At 59.5% G+C, this 17,333-nt stretch carries 13 protein-coding genes, 2 rRNA genes and 1 pseudogene; 13 read left to right on the top strand and 3 right to left on the bottom strand.

Features of this window, described 5'->3' with window-relative positions; genetic code table 11:
- Window positions 1–10: 10 nt before the first annotated feature.
- The 10 genes and pseudogenes from argC (at window position 11) to AC2YB9_RS10435 (ending at window position 8,443) form a co-directional block, all read left to right on the top strand.
- Window positions 11–1,057 carry an N-acetyl-gamma-glutamyl-phosphate reductase gene (argC, locus tag AC2YB9_RS10480; protein WP_487265286.1) on the top strand — a complete coding sequence of 349 codons (1,047 nt, stop codon included), beginning with the start codon at window positions 11–13 and terminating at the stop codon, window positions 1,055–1,057.
- Between the two features lie 37 nt (window positions 1,058–1,094).
- A complete protein-coding gene (gene argJ, locus AC2YB9_RS10475; RefSeq protein ID WP_487265285.1) occupies window positions 1,095–2,246 on the top strand; it encodes a bifunctional glutamate N-acetyltransferase/amino-acid acetyltransferase ArgJ in 1,152 nt (383 codons plus the stop codon).
- Between the two features lie 60 nt (window positions 2,247–2,306).
- Window positions 2,307–3,284: an acetylglutamate kinase gene (gene argB, locus AC2YB9_RS10470; protein WP_487265284.1), complete on the top strand. Its 978-nt coding sequence runs from the start codon at window positions 2,307–2,309 to the stop codon at window positions 3,282–3,284.
- A gap of 11 nt (window positions 3,285–3,295) precedes the next feature.
- Window positions 3,296–4,465, top strand: a complete 1,170-nt coding sequence (locus tag AC2YB9_RS10465; RefSeq protein ID WP_487265283.1) for an acetylornithine transaminase — start codon at window positions 3,296–3,298, stop codon at window positions 4,463–4,465.
- Window positions 4,462–5,397 carry an ornithine carbamoyltransferase gene (argF, locus tag AC2YB9_RS10460; protein WP_487265282.1) on the top strand — a complete coding sequence of 312 codons (936 nt, stop codon included), beginning with the start codon at window positions 4,462–4,464 and terminating at the stop codon, window positions 5,395–5,397. Before AC2YB9_RS10465 ends, argF begins: the two co-directional genes overlap by 4 nt.
- Window positions 5,394–5,909: an arginine repressor gene (locus tag AC2YB9_RS10455; RefSeq protein WP_487265281.1), complete on the top strand. Its 516-nt coding sequence runs from the start codon at window positions 5,394–5,396 to the stop codon at window positions 5,907–5,909. The genes argF and AC2YB9_RS10455 overlap by 4 nt, the downstream gene beginning before the upstream one ends.
- Window positions 5,906–7,312: an argininosuccinate lyase gene (gene argH, locus AC2YB9_RS10450; protein WP_487265280.1), complete on the top strand. Its 1,407-nt coding sequence runs from the start codon at window positions 5,906–5,908 to the stop codon at window positions 7,310–7,312. Before AC2YB9_RS10455 ends, argH begins: the two co-directional genes overlap by 4 nt.
- 25 nt (window positions 7,313–7,337) lie before the next feature.
- Window positions 7,338–7,691 (top strand): annotated as a pseudogene (locus tag AC2YB9_RS10445) (SCO family protein); the annotation flags it as partial.
- Entirely contained in the window at window positions 7,625–7,801 is a 177-nt protein-coding gene (locus tag AC2YB9_RS10440; protein WP_487265279.1) for a hypothetical protein, read from the top strand. The pseudogene AC2YB9_RS10445 and the gene AC2YB9_RS10440, both read left to right, overlap by 67 nt.
- 75 nt (window positions 7,802–7,876) lie before the next feature.
- Entirely contained in the window at window positions 7,877–8,443 is a 567-nt protein-coding gene (locus AC2YB9_RS10435) for a DNA-3-methyladenine glycosylase (RefSeq protein ID WP_487265278.1), read from the top strand.
- 48 nt (window positions 8,444–8,491) lie between these two features.
- On the opposite strand, the gene AC2YB9_RS10430 is transcribed toward AC2YB9_RS10435, so the two are convergent.
- The 3 genes from AC2YB9_RS10430 to AC2YB9_RS10420 are packed head-to-tail and all read right to left on the bottom strand — an operon-like array spanning window position 8,492 to window position 10,225.
- A complete protein-coding gene (locus AC2YB9_RS10430) occupies window positions 8,492–9,475 on the bottom strand; it encodes a DUF2804 domain-containing protein (protein WP_487265277.1) in 984 nt (327 codons plus the stop codon).
- Window positions 9,453–9,575, bottom strand: coding sequence for a hypothetical protein (locus AC2YB9_RS10425; protein WP_487265276.1), 123 nt, complete (start codon window positions 9,573–9,575; stop codon window positions 9,453–9,455). Before AC2YB9_RS10425 ends, AC2YB9_RS10430 begins: the two co-directional genes overlap by 23 nt.
- Window positions 9,572–10,225, bottom strand: a complete 654-nt coding sequence (locus AC2YB9_RS10420; RefSeq protein WP_487265275.1) for a DsbA family oxidoreductase — start codon at window positions 10,223–10,225, stop codon at window positions 9,572–9,574. Before AC2YB9_RS10420 ends, AC2YB9_RS10425 begins: the two co-directional genes overlap by 4 nt.
- 142 nt (window positions 10,226–10,367) lie before the next feature.
- Here AC2YB9_RS10420 and tyrS point away from each other — a divergent pair, with 142 nt between their 5' ends.
- From tyrS to AC2YB9_RS10405, 3 genes are all read left to right on the top strand, one after another.
- Window positions 10,368–11,630, top strand: coding sequence for a tyrosine--tRNA ligase (gene tyrS / locus AC2YB9_RS10415; protein WP_487268598.1), 1,263 nt, complete (start codon window positions 10,368–10,370; stop codon window positions 11,628–11,630).
- Between the two features lie 688 nt (window positions 11,631–12,318).
- Window positions 12,319–13,835, top strand: a 16S ribosomal RNA gene (locus AC2YB9_RS10410).
- A gap of 363 nt (window positions 13,836–14,198) precedes the next feature.
- A 23S ribosomal RNA gene (locus AC2YB9_RS10405) occupies window positions 14,199–17,300 on the top strand.
- The 16S and 23S rRNA genes sit together here, the layout of an rRNA operon.
- Window positions 17,301–17,333 lie beyond the last annotated feature (33 nt).

Below are 17,333 nucleotides of genomic sequence, written 5' to 3'. Positions count from 1 at the left end.
AGGTGGACGTATGACCACGATTTCCGTGGCGGTCGCTGGTGCGAGCGGTTATGCGGGGGGAGAGTTGCTGCGCCTGTTGTGTGCGCATCCCGATATTGAGATCGGTGCGCTGACCGCGGCCAGCAGCGCTGGTACGCGGCTCGGTGCGCACCATCCGCACCTGCTGCCATTGGCCGATCGGGTAATTCAGCCGACGAACCATGACACGCTTGCTGGCCATGATGTTGTGTTTCTCGCGCTGCCGCATGGTGCCTCTGGCGCGGTCGCGGAGACGCTGGGCGATGCGGCTCTTGTCATCGACTGTGGGGCGGATTTTCGGCTGGTGAGTGCTGACGATTGGTCGAGTTTCTATGGCGGTGAACACGCCGGGACGTGGCCTTATGGGATGCCCGAACTCATCACGGCGGACGGCAAACAGCGCGATGTGCTCGGCGGTGTTCGCCGCATTGCGGTTCCCGGCTGCAATGTCACGGCCATAACGCTGGCGCTTCAGCCAGCGGTGGCTGCTGGCCTGGTCGAGACCGCCGATCTCGGCGCGGTGCTGGCCAATGGGTTCTCCGGTGCTGGTAAGGCGAACAGAACGAATCTGCTGGCGGCAGAAGGCCTCGGTTCGGCCTTGGCCTATGCGGTCGGCGGGGTTCACCGGCACATCCCCGAAATCGTGCAGAATCTACGCTCCGCGGGCGCCGATCAGGTGACGATCTCGTTCACCCCGACGCTGGTGCCGATGGCGCGTGGCATCTTGGCGACCACCACCGCGAAGCTCAAACCTGGTGTCGACGAGACTGCTGTCCGGGCGGCCTACACCGCGGTCTACGGCGATGAACCATTCATTCATCTGCTGCCCGAAGGCCAATGGCCGACGACAGCAGCGACGCTGGGCGCAAATAGCGCTCAACTCCAACTCACTGTCGATCAGTCGGTCAATCGGCTGGTTGTGGTGTGTGCCATCGACAACCTGGTGAAGGGCACCGCTGGTGCTGCCGTGCAATCGATGAACCTAGCGCTCGGCCTGCCTGAAACATCCGGACTTTCCACGGTCGGAGTTGCACCGTGATCCCAGCAACTATCCCAGCCCACGTAAGGACACAATAATGAGCGTGACAGCAGCCGAAGGGTTTCGGGCCGCCGGCGTGGCCGCGGGGCTCAAGACGAGCGGTCGGTCTGATATTGCGGTGCTCGTGAACGACGGCCCACTCAGCTCACTGGGTGCCGTGTTCACGTCCAACCGATGCAAAGCCAATCCGGTGTTATGGAGCCAGGAGGCTGCCAAAGCGGGCAGCGCGCGTGCCGTTGCGATCAATTCTGGTGGTGCCAATTGCTATACTGGGGCTGAAGGTTTCCAAACGACACATGCGACTGCTGAGTTCGTAGCCGATGCGCTCGGGGTAGGTGCGCTCGAGGTTCAAGTCGCTTCGACCGGGCTGATTGGGATGTTGAACAACCGTGACGCGCTCCTTGCCGGCGTAGGCAAAGGGCTCGACGAACTCAGCGACGATGGCGGGTTGCAGGCTGCTGAGGCGATCATGACAACCGACACTGTCGCGAAGGAAGCGATCCAGCTCGCCGATGGTTATGTGGTCGGTGGGATGGCGAAGGGAGCCGGTATGTTGGCGCCCGCCTTGGCCACCATGCTGGTCTTCATCACGACCGATGCTGATGTCGATTCGGCTGCGTGCGACGCGGCGCTGCGCGAAGCGACCCGCACAACATTTGACCGGCTCGACTCGGACGGCTGCCAGTCGACCAACGACACCGTGCTCCTGCTCGCCAGTGGGGCCTCCGGAGTCAAGCCCGAGCCGGCTGAGTTTGCCGCCGCCGTGCATTCGGTGTGCCACAAACTGGCCGCTCAGCTACTCGCGGACGCCGAGGGCGCCGATCACGAAATAACGATTGCCGTCATCGGGGCTGCGACCGAGAATGATGCGCTCGAAGTCGGCCGTTCGGTCGCGCGCAGCAATTTGTTCAAATGCGCAATCTTCGGCAAGGACCCAAACTGGGGACGCATCCTGGCTTCGGTCGGCACCACCCAAGCAGCATTTGATCCGGCCAATCTCGACGTCGCGCTCAATGATGTCTGGGTGTGCCGCAACAGCGGGCCGGCGGAGTCTCCCGACCGGATCGACCTCGAACCGCGTGCCGTGACCGTCACGATCGATCTCAAGGCCGGGACCGAGACGGCGACGATCTGGACGAATGACCTAACCCAGGCATACGTACACGAGAATTCAGCGTATTCGTCATGAGCGCCAGCGAAATGAGCGTGGATGTCGTATGAGCGCCAGCGAAATGAGAGTGAATGCAGCATGAGCGAGGACATTTCGGGCATGACCCCGGCCGAGTGGAAAAAGGCGACCGCAAAGGCATCAATTCTCGCGGACGCACTGCCGTGGATGAAGAAATATCATGGCAAGATCGTGGTCGTGAAATATGGCGGCAACGCCATGACCGACGAGGCGCTCAAGCAGGCTTTCGCGGAAGACATCGTGTTCCTGCGCCTCGCGGGCTTCAAGCCCGTTGTCGTCCATGGCGGCGGCCCGCAGATCAGCGTGATGCTTGACCGGCTCGGTATCGAGTCCGAGTTCAAGGGCGGGTTGCGGGTCACGACTCCCGAGGCTATGGACATCGTGCGGATGGTTTTGGTCGGTCAGGTCGGACGTGAACTTGTCGGCTTACTCAACCAGCACGGCGATCTCGCGGTTGGCTTGTCCGGCGAGGACGGCGGGCTGTTCACGGCGCAGAAGAACATGCCGATCATCGATGGTGAACCGACCGACATCGGTCTCGTCGGTGAGGTCGTGGGCGTGCGCCCCGAGGCCGTACTCGATCTGATCGAAGCCGGTCGCATCCCGGTTGTCTCGTCGGTGGCACCCGATACCGACGGTCAGGTCTACAACGTCAACGCCGACACCGCAGCGGCCGCGCTTGCCTCGGCACTCGGCGCCGAGAAACTACTCGTCCTGACCGATGTCGAGGGCCTGTATGCAGACTGGCCCAACAGCACCGATGTGATCGGCGAGATCTCGCCCGAATCCTTGGCCGAACTCATCCCCACGCTTGCCAGCGGCATGATCCCCAAGATGACGGCTTGTCTGAAGGCAGTCCAAGGCGGCGTACATCGAGCCACAGTCGTGGACGGACGTCAAGAACATGCGGTGCTGTTGGAGATTTTCACCGATGAGGGTGTCGGGACCCAGGTCGTACCAGGTGCAGCAACGAAGATCCGTTCGGCGCTCTACGCAACAACGGTTGAGAAACCGGCAAAGGAAGGCGGCAAGTCATGAGGAGTAAGGACATGAACGAGCGTTACCAAGGAGCGCTCATGAATACCTTCGGGCCGCCGCAGCGCATCCTGATCCGGGGCAAGGGCGCGCACGTGTGGGACATCGATGGCAATCATTACATCGACCTGCTCGGCGGTATCGCGGTCAACGCGCTCGGCCACGCCCATCCGGCGATCATTGAGGCGGTCACGACGCAGCTGAGCACACTTGGGCACATCTCCAACTTCTTCGCCTCCGAGCCGCAGATCGAGCTGGCCGAACGGCTGATCGAGCTGATCGGTCACGACGGCCGGGTGTTCTTCACCAACTCGGGCACCGAGGCCAATGAAGCCGCGTTCAAGGCCACACGGCGCACCGGCCGGACCAAGATCATAGCGGCCGAGGGCTGCTTCCACGGTCGAACCATGGGCGCACTTTCGCTGACCTCGAAGGCGGTCTACCGCGAGCCATTCGAACCGCTCGTCGGTGACGTGACCTTCATTCCCTACGGCGACGTTGCTGCGCTCGAAGCAGCCGTTGACGACACCGTCGCAGCGGTGCTCCTCGAACCGATCCAGGGCGAGGCCGGGGTGGTGGATCCACCTGCTGGTTATCTTAGGGCTGCTCGCGACATCACCAGCAAGAACGGCGCCTTGCTCTGGCTCGATGAGATCCAGACCGGAATTGGCCGCACAGGCGCGTGGTTCGCCCACACCGCCGACGGCATTGTGCCCGATCTGGTCACGGTCGCCAAGGGTCTTGGTGGCGGTATCCCAATCGGTGCTTGCATCGCGCTGGGTGAGGCCGGCCAACTGCTCCAGCCCGGCAATCACGGGACGACATTCGGCGGCAATCCGGTGGCCACCGCGGCCGCACTTGCCGTGCTTCGCACGATCGAGGACGAAAATCTGCTGGCCAACGTCCTTCGGGTGGGCGAGCAATTCCGCTCGGCGCTGTTGGCACATCCACGGGTACTCGAAACCACTGGCCGTGGACTCTTGATCGGGGTTGTGTTGGCTGGCGACTTTGCTGCCGCGCTCCAACAATCAGCACTTGATGCGGGCCTGATCATCAACAATCCGACGCCGAATCGTCTCCGGCTGGCGCCACCGTTGAATCTTTCGAGCGATGACGCTGACAGCGCGCTCAAGACCCTGTTGTCGCTCTTGGACGAGCTACCGGCCCCAGACAGTACTCCATGAGGCATTTCCTTCGCGATGATGACATCACATCCGCTGAGCAGGCTGAAATTCTTGTGCTTGCGGCCGAGCTCAAAGCCGATCCCTATCGGGAGAAGCCGTTCCTCGGCCCACAATCGGTCGCGGTGATCTTTGACAAGGCCTCGACTCGTACGCGGGTGTCTTTCAGTGTCGGCATTGCCGATCTCGGCGGTCATGCTGTTGTACTCGATACGGTCACGACGCAGGCCGGACGTGGCGAGATCGTTTCGGACACAGCAAAAGTCCTCGGCCGCATGAGCAGCGCGATTGTCTGGCGCACCTTTGCTCAGTCCGGCCTCGACGAGATGGCCGCCAACGCGGGTGTGCCGGTCATCAATGCCCTCAGTGATGACTTCCATCCGTGTCAAGTTCTTGCTGACCTGCAAACGATCATCGAACGCAAGGGCCCGCTCGCCGGGCTCACGGTCGCCTTCCTCGGCGACGGGGCCAACAACATGGCGCATTCGTATCTCGTGGGTGGCGCCATGGCCGGAATGCACCTACGCATTGGTGCGCCAGTGACGCATTCGCCGAATCCGGAGTTTCTGGCTGACGCCGAACGCATCGCTGTTGGCACGGGTGGTTCGGTGCTCGTCACCGCTGATCCCGATACAGCTCTCGCCGGCGCTGATGTCGTCGTTACCGACACCTGGGTGTCAATGGGGCAGGAGTCCGAAAAGGCTGAACGACTCGCGCTGTTCGGCGCCTATTCGATTACCACGGGGGCATTGGCCAAAGCCGCGCCCGATGCGATCGTGCTGCATTGCCTGCCGGCCTATCGTGGCCTGGAGATCGCTGCCGATGTGATCGACGGTCCGCAGAGCGCGGTATGGGATGAGGCCGAGAACCGCCTCCATGCCCAGAAAGCACTCATGGTGTGGCTGCTGAGACGCGCCGACGAGGTCGTGGCATGAGCGTCCCCGACACCAAGACCGCCCGGCAGCAGCTGATTGTCGAGTTGCTCGGCCGCAACGCCGTACGTTCACAGGGCGAGCTGGCCGAATTGCTTGAGCGGCAGGGCGTCATGGCAACGCCATCGACGCTCTCCCGAGATTTAGTCGAACTCGACGCGATCCGGGTACGTCATGGTGAAGATGGACTCGTCTATGCCGTCCCAGGCGAAGGTGGCGACCGCCGACCCCGACCGGCCGCCGACAGCGCGGCGGCGCAGACCCGGTTGGCACGACTTGCCCGCGAACTTCTCGTGACTGCCGAGGCATCAGCCAATCTGGTCATCCTTCGCACCCCGCCGGGAGCAGCCCAATATTTTGCTTCCGCGGTCGACCACACCGCGAGCGCGGAGATACTGGGAACGATCGCTGGCGACGACACGGTTCTATTGATCTGTCGCGATCCGCAGGGCGGCAAGGGTGTAGCCGACCGGCTGATGCAGCTCACCGCAGCAACACCAAAGGAGACATCGTGACCGATTCGAACGAGAAGACCCGATTGTGGGGTGGCCGGTTCGCCTCGGGGCCCTCGCCCGAACTCGTTGAACTGTCGCGCTCGACTCATTTCGACTGGCGACTCGCGCCATATGACCTCGCCGGCTCGCGCGCCCACGCCCGAGTTCTGGCCGGTGCCGGGCTGCTTACGGCTGACGACCTCGAACGACTTCTTGCGGGCATTGATGCGCTCGAGGCCGAAGTCGCCGCGGGTGCTTTTGTGGCGTCTGCTGACGACGAAGACGTACACACCGCCCTCGAACGCGGGCTGCTCGAACACCTCGGTGCTGAGCTCGGCGGCCGACTACGTGCCGGTCGGTCGCGCAACGACCAGGTGGCGACGTTGTTCAAGATGTTCCTGCGCGACCACGGGCGCCGGATTTACGTTCTCGTGACCGATCTCGTCGCGGCGCTCGCCGATCAGGCCGAGGCGCATCTTGGCGATCCAATGCCGGGCCGTACCCACCTCCAGCATGCCCAACCGGTGCTCCTGTCACATCATCTGCTCGCTCATGCGTGGCCGCTCGTGCGCGATCTGAGCCGGCTCGATGACTGGGACGCCCGGGTTGCCGCCGAGTCCCCATACGGATCGGGCGCGCTCGCCGGATCGTCGCTCGGACTTGACCCCGAACACGTTGCGTCCGACCTGGGCTTCAGCGGCTCGGTTGCCAATTCGATCGACGGTACGGCCGCACGGGATTTTGTGGCTGAGTTTGCATTCATCACCGCGCAGATTGGTGTCGATATCTCCCGCTTCGCTGAGGAGATCATCCTGTGGAACACGAAGGAGTTCGATTTCGTCAAACTCCACGACGGTTTTTCGACCGGGTCGAGCATCATGCCGCAGAAGAAAAACCCGGACATCGCCGAACTCGCACGCGGCAAGGCCGGTCGGATGATCGGCAATCTGACCGGACTGATGGCAACGCTCAAGGCGTTGCCGCTGGCCTACAATCGCGATCTGCAGGAGGACAAGGAACCGGTCTTCGATTCAATCGACACGCTCGAAGTCTTGCTTCCTGCTTTCACGGGGATGGTTGCGACGCTGACGTTCAACACTGTCCGTATGGCTGAGCTCGCGCCGCAGGGATTCTCACTTGCGACCGATATCGCCGAATGGCTGGTTCGGCAGGGCGTTCCGTTTCGGGTTGCCCATGAGCTTTCCGGCGCCTGCGTCCAGTCCTGCGAGGAATCGGGCAAGGAACTGCATGAGTTGACCGATGCGGAGTTTGCCGCAATCTCCGAACACTTGACGCCGGCTGTACGCGATGTTCTGACCGTTGATGGCTCGATCGCATCCCGGAATGGCCGCGGCGGTACTGCTCAGGTTCAGGTTGTAGCGCAGCTTGCCGAACTGCGTGCCCGGCTAGCCAGCCGGGCTTGATCGCCGACCTAAACTTGCCCCGCTTAACAGCAGGATCACCGCAGTGCCGTTGACCGTTGATCCTGGCCGTGACACGCCTGCCGGGCTAGCTGCCTACCGCAGACTCTTCCCCAACCCGCCGAAGGACTGGACGCTGCTCACTGGCGATAGCACCGCCGTGCACAGCGTATTAAGAGCGCTCGGCGTTTACTCGAAAACTACCGCCGAAGAGAAGTTAGCAGCGGTCGACTGGATGACCGGCAAAAAACTCACCTACGACGTTGAACATTCCGATGAGGTGTTTTTGCCGATGCGAAGCAGCGAGAACGCTTTTTGCTTGAAGGACCGCCGCATATCGTTGCCGGTGACCCGCTGCCGGCCAAGATCAAGACGTTCATGAATGCCGACGGGCTCAACAACCTCAACCATCCGGCGGCGACCGATTGGACGGTCAACCAGGCTCTCGAGGCCATCAGTTGGCTCGCCGGTACCAATGTCGGGAGCGCCTGATTCGCTGCTCTGCGGCCACGATGGGCCAGTGACCGTGTCGTGTGACCGGCGCAAACACGATGCTTAAATGGTTACGTGAAACCTGACGTCACGGAGCGAGCCCGCTCGCTGCTCGGACGAACAGTGATCAGTCATGGCGTGACCTTGCGTATCACTGAGGTCGAGGCTTATGGCGGTATCACCGACCCGGCTTCGCACGCCTATACACGTACAAATCGCTCCGAGATCATGTTCGGTGAGCCGTGGCATTTGTATGTATATCGGAGTATGGGCCTCCACTGGTGTGCCAACATCGTGACGGGTCCGACCGAAATCGCCGCAGCGGTGCTGATGCGGTCCGGGCAGATCGTCGATGGGCTCGACATCGCCCAGGAGCGGCGTGGCGATGTCATCGAACGCCAGCTGGCGCGCGGACCGGGCAACCTTGCCCGTGCACTCGGCATCACCGGCGATGATCTGGGTACGGATCTAACCGTCGCTGGTGGCGTCGAATTAGGCCCGCCGGTCTCGCGGGCGGCCGATATCGTCAGCGGCCCGCGTGTTGGTGTCTCAAAAGCGGCCGATGTGCCATGGCGGTTCTGGCTCCCGGGAGATCGCACTGTGTCGGCTTATAAGCGCAACCCACGCGCACCTCGTCCCTGAGCAGCGACTCTGTACCGCCGCAACCGCTCGCTCGGCCCTAGCTGCCGATCACCAGCGGTTCTTGGCCTCTTCCGCCCAGCCAGTGAGGCCATCGAGCGAGTGGGTCGTGCCAGCATCGTCGATCGCCGAGCCACTCCACGTGCCGAAAGCCTGGAATGTCCTCGCGGCAATGACACCCAGATTGCTCGCCGCGCGTCGGCGGTGGAATGGCATCAGCATGGCGTCGACCTTTTCGCCGTGCACGTGCCACGGTGCCGCCGCATCGCGCAGGTCGTAGGACCACACGAGATCATCGCACCAATAACTGAGTTGGCCGTCCACGAACAAACCGTTCTCGGTCACGCCGGTACCATCGGTCCATTTCCCGCCCAGCTGCAGGCCGAGCCGGTGACCATTCGAGTTCCCCGCGCCGGCAGCCCAATTCCAACGCACGGAGTATGGCCACTTGCCGCGTCCGCGATCGAGGACGGCGAAAGTTTCGGGCCCACCCAGTGAATGCTCCACACCATTGATCGTCAGCGATCCCGAAGCCGGGAGGGCAACTTCCTTGAGCGTGTACTGGAACCGGCGATCACTCCACGGCACCACGACCCCGAGGCCGTCACCGCCGCGCTCGACCTGCAGAACGACGCTCAGACCCTTGGCTTCGACCTTGATGATGGTGCAGTCACGCTCGTCGAGAAAACGAAAGGTGGCCTTGCGATTTTCCGCCATGACGAGGACCGGGGGCAATGTGTCGGGGAGCAGAATGTCGCCCGGACCGAGCGTTGTCGAATCGGCAACGTACTCGCGTTGTTCTTCTCGATCAAAGATGTAGAGCTGGGTTAGGTGCGCGTAGTCGAGACCGGCGATCGTCATACCGATGACGAAGCGCGGTGACACGACGCCCCAGTAATCCCAGCGTTTGTTGCGGCCCCAACCGCGCAGGTTGGTCCGCAACAGGGGAGTGCGGGCGAAGCCGACCGCATCGCGGTTCAGCCGGCCGTCGGCCGCGCACAAGTCGACTGGTTCAGTGATCTCCGGCACGTTCATCGGTCGAATCTACGCTGTCATCGGGCAGCGCACAGACACCGTCCTCGCATACCGGGGCTGAGCTGTCGCCGACCGTGATCAGTTTTGCTTGCGGCTTCATGAGCGCGCTTCCCAAGCTTCGGTCAGGGCTTGTTGGAAAGTTGCCGATTCTTGCGCACCCGAGATGCCATATTTGCCGTCGATGACGAAGAATGGCACTCCATTGATGCCGTAAGCGAGGGCCTGTTCCTTGTCGGCAGCGACGGCCGATAGGTATTCGTCGGCCTCGAGCGAAATGATGACTGCGGCGCGATCGAGGCCCACATCGGCAGCGAGGTCCGCGAGGTCGGCAACATGTCCGACATGGCGGCCTTCCTCAAAGAAGGCTGCTAACAGCCGTTCTTTCATCTCGATCTGTTTGCCCTGTGCTTTGGCGAAATGGAGCAACTGATGGGCCTTGATCGTGTTGGTGTGCTGGATTGCATCAAAGTCGTAGGTCAGTCCAACCTCCGCAGCAACCGTGCCAACGTGCGCCAACATTTCGGTGACCTGCTCGGCAGGCATGTGCTTGTGTTTGACCAGAAAGTCGACTCCACTGCCTTCGAAGTCGACCGGCGTGTCGGGGGAGAGCTCATAACTGTGAAATTCGACCTCGACCGAGTGTTCGTCGTCATCGAAGGCGGCCACGGCAGACTCGAATCTGCGTTTGCCGATAAAGCACCAAGGACATGCGATGTCGGACCAGATGTCTACCTTGATGGGATTGCTCATATCGGTTCCAACCCTCGCGGCGGTCAGGCTATTCCGTGGCGGCGCAGTGATGCTGGTCGTCCCGGCGAAGCAATCCGGTGGCCCCTGTGATGCGCACATACGCGAGAATGATTTCAGATTCATCAACCGACCTGGAGTTGAAGTGACACACGTACTCGATGACCTCGCCGCGCGCGGACTGATCGCGCATTCGACCGATCCGGAGGCGCTCCGCGCCGAGATGGTGGCGGGGCCGATTACGTACTACGTCGGCTTCGATCCGACCGCTCCAAGCCTGCACATCGGCAACCTGCTCCAGCTGTTGACCGCACGAAGACTCCAACTTGCTGGCCACAAGCCGCTGATCTTAGTGGGTGGCTCGACCGGCCTGATCGGTGATCCGAAGGAAGCCGGCGAGCGGATCATGAACACGAAGGCGACAGTTGGCGAGTGGGTTGACCGGATTCGGGGACAGGTCTCTGCCTTCGTGGACTTTGATGGGCCCAACGCTGCCACTATCGTCAATAATTTGGACTGGACCGAGAAGGTCAACACGATCGATTTCTTGCGCGACATTGGCAAGCATTTCCCGATCAACCGCATGCTGGCGCGTGATGTCGTGAGCAGCCGGCTGGAGAGCGGCATCAGCTACACCGAATTCAGTTATGTTCTCCTGCAGTCGATGGACTACCTCGAACTCAATCGCCGGTATGGCTGTGTCTTGCAAACCGGCGGCAGCGATCAGTGGGGCAACATCACTGCGGGGGTCGAACTTATCCGCCGTGCCGACGGCAAGCGGGTGCACGCCCTCGCAACCCCGTTGATCACCAAATCTGACGGGACCAAGTTCGGCAAGACCGAGGCAGGAACGGTCTGGCTCGACCCCGACCGCACCAGCCCGTACGCGTTCTATCAGTCCTGGATCCAGGCCGAGGACGCAAAAGTGGGGGAGTACCTCAAACAGTTCACCTTCGTGCCGGTCGAGGAGATCGATGCGCTCATGGTCGAACACGCCGAACGGCCGGGTGCTCGTGCTGCGCAGCGGCGACTAGCTGCCGAACTCACAACCCTCGTACACGGGGCTCAGGAGACCACAGGTGCGGAACTCGCTGCTGGGGCGCTGTTCGGACGGGGCGAACTCGCTGAGCTACCTGAGTCGACGCTCAGCGCCGCATTGGGTGAAGCCGGCGTGATCGAGTTTGCGGCGACCGCTAGGCCCAATGTTGTGGATGCATTTGTTGCGACCGGACTGGTCGACAGCAAGTCGGCGGCACGGCGCGCAATCGCCGACGGCGGCGCCTATGTCAACAACACGCGGATAGTCGACCCTGACACGCTTTTGACCGATGATCTGCTAGTCCATGGCAGGTGGGCGGTACTCCGCAAAGGCAAGCGCAGCGTGTCGGGCATTTCAATCCTGAAATAGGCCGGAATCTCGGTCATTTCGTGTCGTGTGAGCGGCGCCACACAATCTCGATTTGACCTGATGGCAGCCGCTCAGTAATGTTCTTCTTGTTGCTCAGCACGACGGAGCGCAAGGCCGAAAAGCCGGGCACTCGAACTGAGCAAACACCCCAACCGAAACGCCTGTTTCTTGGCAGCAAAGCTCCAGAAACAGTAGCTGATAACGAGGGTGGCACCGAGTAAGACCCCGGTTTGACCGGCGGAAATACACGGTGTAGGTTAGAACCGCTGCTTGAAACGGCGGGACGCAAGATCGAGAGATCGGGTGTCCGGATCAAGCAGCTACCTCAACCAAATCGGCTAACGCCAGGGGGCTTCGTGCGCCCTGAACAAGCCGGCAAGGACGAGGAACACAGGAAGCGAACCCCGGCTTGACGCCGGCGACGCGGACAGTGTAAGTTAGACGAGTTGCCTCAAGGCCGAAACCGTAAGGTTGGAGCCGAGATGTGCGTCTGATCCTTGAGAACTCAACAGTGTGCCAAAAGTCGACGAGAATAATCAGTAATAACCCCGTCGATAGCGATGTCAGCTTAGGCTGGCACCTTATTGATGGAAATAACGGACAATTTATTTGTCAGCAACTAATTTGTCAGGTTACAAACAACGTTGAGGAAGTGCACCGACCTCGGTCGGCGTGTCTTCTGAAATTTTCAACGGAGAGTTTGATCCTGGCTCAGGACGAACGCTGGCGGCGTGCTTAACACATGCAAGTCGAGCGGTAAGGCTCCTTCGGGAGTACACGAGCGGCGAACGGGTGAGTAACACGTGAACAATCTGCCCTTCTCATCGGAATAACCATTGGAAACGATGGCTAATACCGAATATGACAACGGATCGCATGATCTGTTGTGGAAAGCTCCGGCGGAGAAGGATGAGTTCGCGGCCTATCAGCTTGTTGGTGAGGTAATAGCTCACCAAGGCGATGACGGGTAGCCGGCCTGAGAGGGTGACCGGCCACACTGGGACTGAGACACGGCCCAGACTCCTACGGGAGGCAGCAGTGGGGAATATTGGACAATGGGCGAAAGCCTGATCCAGCAACGCCGCGTGAGGGATGACGGCCTTCGGGTTGTAAACCTCTTTCAGCGGGGACGAAGCGAAAGTGACGGTACCCGCAGAAGAAGGACCGGCCAACTACGTGCCAGCAGCCGCGGTAATACGTAGGGTCCGAGCGTTGTCCGGAATTATTGGGCGTAAAGGGCTCGTAGGCGGTTTGTCACGTCGGGAGTGAAAACTCAGGGCTCAACCCTGAGCGTGCTTTCGATACGGGCAGACTAGAGGTATTCAGGGGAGAACGGAATTCCTGGTGTAGCGGTGGAATGCGCAGATATCAGGAGGAACACCGGTGGCGAAGGCGGTTCTCTGGGAATTACCTGACGCTGAGGAGCGAAAGCATGGGGAGCGAACAGGATTAGATACCCTGGTAGTCCATGCCGTAAACGTTGGGCGCTAGGTGTGGGGACCTTCCACGGTCTCCGTGCCGCAGCTAACGCATTAAGCGCCCCGCCTGGGGAGTACGGCCGCAAGGCTAAAACTCAAAGGAATTGACGGGGGCCCGCACAAGCGGCGGAGCATGCTGATTAATTCGATGCAACGCGAAGAACCTTACCTGGGTTTGACATATGCCGGAAAGCCGTAGAGATACGGCCCCTTTTAGTCGGTATACAGGTGGTGCATGGTTGTCGTCAGCTCGTGTCGTGAGATGTTGGGTTAAGTCCCGCAACGAGCGCAACCCTCGTCCTATGTTGCCAGCACGTAATGGTGGGGACTCATAGGAGACTGCCGGGGTCAACTCGGAGGAAGGTGGGGATGACGTCAAATCATCATGCCCCTTATGTCCAGGGCTTCAAGCATGCTACAATGGCCGGTACAAAGGGCTGCGATACCGCAAGGTGGAGCGAATCCCAAAAAGCCGGTCTCAGTTCGGATTGGGGTCTGCAACTCGACCCCATGAAGTCGGAGTCGCTAGTAATCGCAGATCAGCAACGCTGCGGTGAATACGTTCCCGGGCCTTGTACACACCGCCCGTCACGTCATGAAAGTCGGCAACACCCGAAGCCAGTGGCCCAACCCGCAAGGGGGGGAGCTGTCGAAGGTGGGGCTGGCGATTGGGACGAAGTCGTAACAAGGTAGCCGTACCGGAAGGTGCGGCTGGATCACCTCCTTTCTAAGGAGCAACTGGCAGCCGGCGCAAGCTTGGTTGTCCATTTGAGTCTGTTTATACGACGAATGTTCGTATGCAGCTCAGCTCACTAGTGGATCGTCGACTATTTGGCTTGCTGGTGGCCACGAGAAGTTAGTACAACAAAACGCGTTCCTTGTGAATGCGTCGAGTGCGGAACCTCTTCTTGGAAATCATCAGCGAATCAGGCACACTGTTGGGTCCTGAGGGATCAGCTCGTTAGAGTTGAACCCTCGGACCGTAAATCCCCGCGAACTACCCGGAGCAATTTGGGCAAGCGTGGGAATCTTTTACGGGACCGATCGTATTTTGAGAACTTCACAGTGGACGCGAGCATCTTTGTAGTAACAACAAGCTACTAAGTGCACATGGTGGATGCCTTGGCATCGAGAGCCGATGAAGGACGTTGGAGTCTGCGAAAAGCCCCGGGAAGTTGACAACCAAGCTGTGATCCGGGGATGTCCGAATGGGGAAACCCAGCTGGAGTTAAGTCCAGTTACCTGCGCCTGAACACATAGGGCGTTTGGAGGGAACGTGGGGAAGTGAAACATCTCAGTACCCACAGGAAGAGAAAACAAAAGTGATTCCGGTAGTAGTGGCGAGCGAAACCGGAACAGGCTAAACCGTTTGGATGTGATAGCCGGCAGGCGTTGTCCAGACGGGGTCGTGGGGCCGCATAGTTCTTTCTGCCTAAAGAACGAAGAGTTACAAATCAGTGTTGAAGTTGAATCGGACTGGAAAGTCCAGGCGTAGAGGGTGAGACCCCCGTAAACGTAAGGCACTGACTCTTTTGCGTTACCCCGAGTAACACCGAACCCCTGAAATTCGGTGTGAATCTAGCGGGACCACCCGTTAAGCCTAAATACTCCTCGATGACCGATAGCGGACAAGTACCGTGAGGGAAAGGTGAAAAGTACCCCGGGAGGGGAGTGAAATAGTACCTGAAACCATGTGCATACAAGCCGTTGGAGCGATCCCTTGTGGATTGTGACAGCGTGCCTTTTGAAGAATGAGCCTGCGAGTTAGCGATATGTAGCGAGGTTAACCCGAGAGGGGAATCCGTAGCGAAAGCGAGTCTGAATAGGGCGATTGAGTTGCATGTTCTAGACCCGAAGCGGAGTGATCTATCCATGGCCAGGTTGAAGCGCGGGTAAGACCGCGTGGAGGACCGAACCCACCTAGGTTAAAAACTGGGGGGATGAGCTGTGGATAGGGGTGAAAGGCCAATCAAACTCCGTGATAGCTGGTTCTCCCCGAAATGCATTTAGGTGCAGCGTTGCGTGTTTCTTGCCGGAGGTAGAGCACTGGATGGGCTAGGGGGCTTACCAGCTTACTGAACCCAACCAAACTCCGAATGCCGGTAAGTGAGAGCGCAGCAGTGAGACAGTGGGGGATAAGCTCCATTGTCGAGAGGGAAACAGCCCAGACCATCAGCTAAGGTCCCAAAGCGATAACTAAGTGGAAAAGGATGTGGAGTCGCAGAGACAACCAGGAGGTTGGCTTAGAAGCAGCCACCCTTGAAAGAGTGCGTAATAGCTCACTGGTCAAGTAATTCCGCGCCGACAATTTAGCGGGGCTCAAGTTATCCACCGAAGCTATGGGATTCATATGTGTACCTGGCCTTAGGGTCCAGGTGTATGGATCGGTAGGGGAGCGTCGTGTGGCGAGCGAAGCGGCGGTGTAAACCAGCCGTGGACGCCACACGAGTGAGAATGCAGGCATGAGTAGCGAATGAGGAGTGAGAAACTCCTCCACCGAATGACCAAGGTTTCCAGGGTCAAGCTAATCTTCCCTGGGTAAGTCGGGACCTAAGGCGAGGCCGACAGGCGTAGTCGATGGACAACGGGTTGATATTCCCGTACCGGCACTGAAACGACCATGTCGAACCTAGTGATGCTAAGTGCCCAAAGCTGGCGGGACTCTTCGGAGCGATGTCGGCGGAGCGCATGACCCAAACTAGTAGTAGACAAGCGATGGTGTGACGCAGGAAGGTAGCTCATCCGCGGCGATGGTAGTCCGCGGGTAAAGTCGTAGGGCGAATGATAGGCAAATCCGTCATTCACATGCCTGAGAACTTATGCCGAGACGTTTAGTCGAAGTGAGTGATCCTATGCTGTCGAGAAAAGCATCTAGCGAGTCTCAGAGCCGCCCGTACCCCAAACCGACTCAGGTGGTCAGGTAGAGAATACTAAGGTGATCGAGTGAACCATGGTTAAGGAACTCGGCAAAATGCCCCCGTAACTTCGGGAGAAGGGGGGCCGGACGTGTTATCGGACTTGCTCCGAGAAGCATTGAAGGCCGCAGAGACCAGGCCCAAGCGACTGTTTACTAAAAACACAGGTCCGTGCTAAGTCGTAAGACGATGTATACGGACTGACTCCTGCCCGGTGCTGGAAGGTTAAGGGGACCTGTTAGCTAGCAATAGCGAAGCGGAGAACTTAAGCCCCAGTAAACGGCGGTGGTAACTATAACCATCCTAAGGTAGCGAAATTCCTTGTCGGGTAAGTTCCGACCTGCACGAATGGAGTAACGACTTGGGCGCTGTCTCAACCATGGACTCGGCGAAATTGCACTACGAGTAAAGATGCTCGTTACGCGCGGCAGGACGGAAAGACCCCGGGACCTTTACTATAGTTTGGTATTGGTGTTTGGTTCAGTTTGTGTAGGATAGGTGGGAGACTTTGAAGCAGGGACGCCAGTTCTTGTGGAGTCATCGTTGAAATACCACTCTGGCTGTACTAGATATCTAACCTAGGTCCATTATCTGGATCAGGGACAGTGCCTGATGGGTAGTTTAACTGGGGCGGTTGCCTCCTAAAATGTAACGGAGGCGCCCAAAGGTTCCCTCAGCCTGGTTGGCAATCAGGTTTCGAGTGTAAGTGCACAAGGGAGCTTGACTGTGACAGCGACAGCTGGAGCAGGGACGAAAGTCGGGACTAGTGATCCGACGCTGGCAAGTGGAAGCGGCGTCGCTCAACGGATAAAAGGTACCCCGGGGATAACAGGCTGATCTTCCCCAAGAGTCCATATCGACGGGATGGTTTGGCACCTCGATGTCGGCTCGTCGCATCCTGGGGCCGTAGCAGGTCCCAAGGGTTGGGCTGTTCGCCCATTAAAGCGGCACGCGAGCTGGGTTTAGAACGTCGTGAGACAGTTCGGTCCCTATCCGCCGCGCGCGTAGGAAACTTGAGAAAAGCTGACCCTAGTACGAGAGGACCGGGTTGGACGAACCTCTGGTGTGCCAGTTGTTCCGCCAGGAGCACTGCTGGTTAGCTACGTTCGGAAGTGATAACCGCTGAAAGCATCTAAGCGGGAAGCATGTTTCAAGATGAGGTTTCCCACCGGTTTACCGGGTAAGGCCCCCAGCAGACCACTGGGTTGATAGGCCAGAGGTGTAAGTGCAGCAATGCATTGAGCCGACTGGTACTAATAGGCCGAGGGCTTGTTTCTTACAAAGTTTGACCGCGTCCACTGTGAGGTTCC

The organism is Aeromicrobium changchenzhani (genome assembly GCF_057586615.1).
This window is presented reverse-complemented; position numbering and strand designations above follow the sequence as displayed.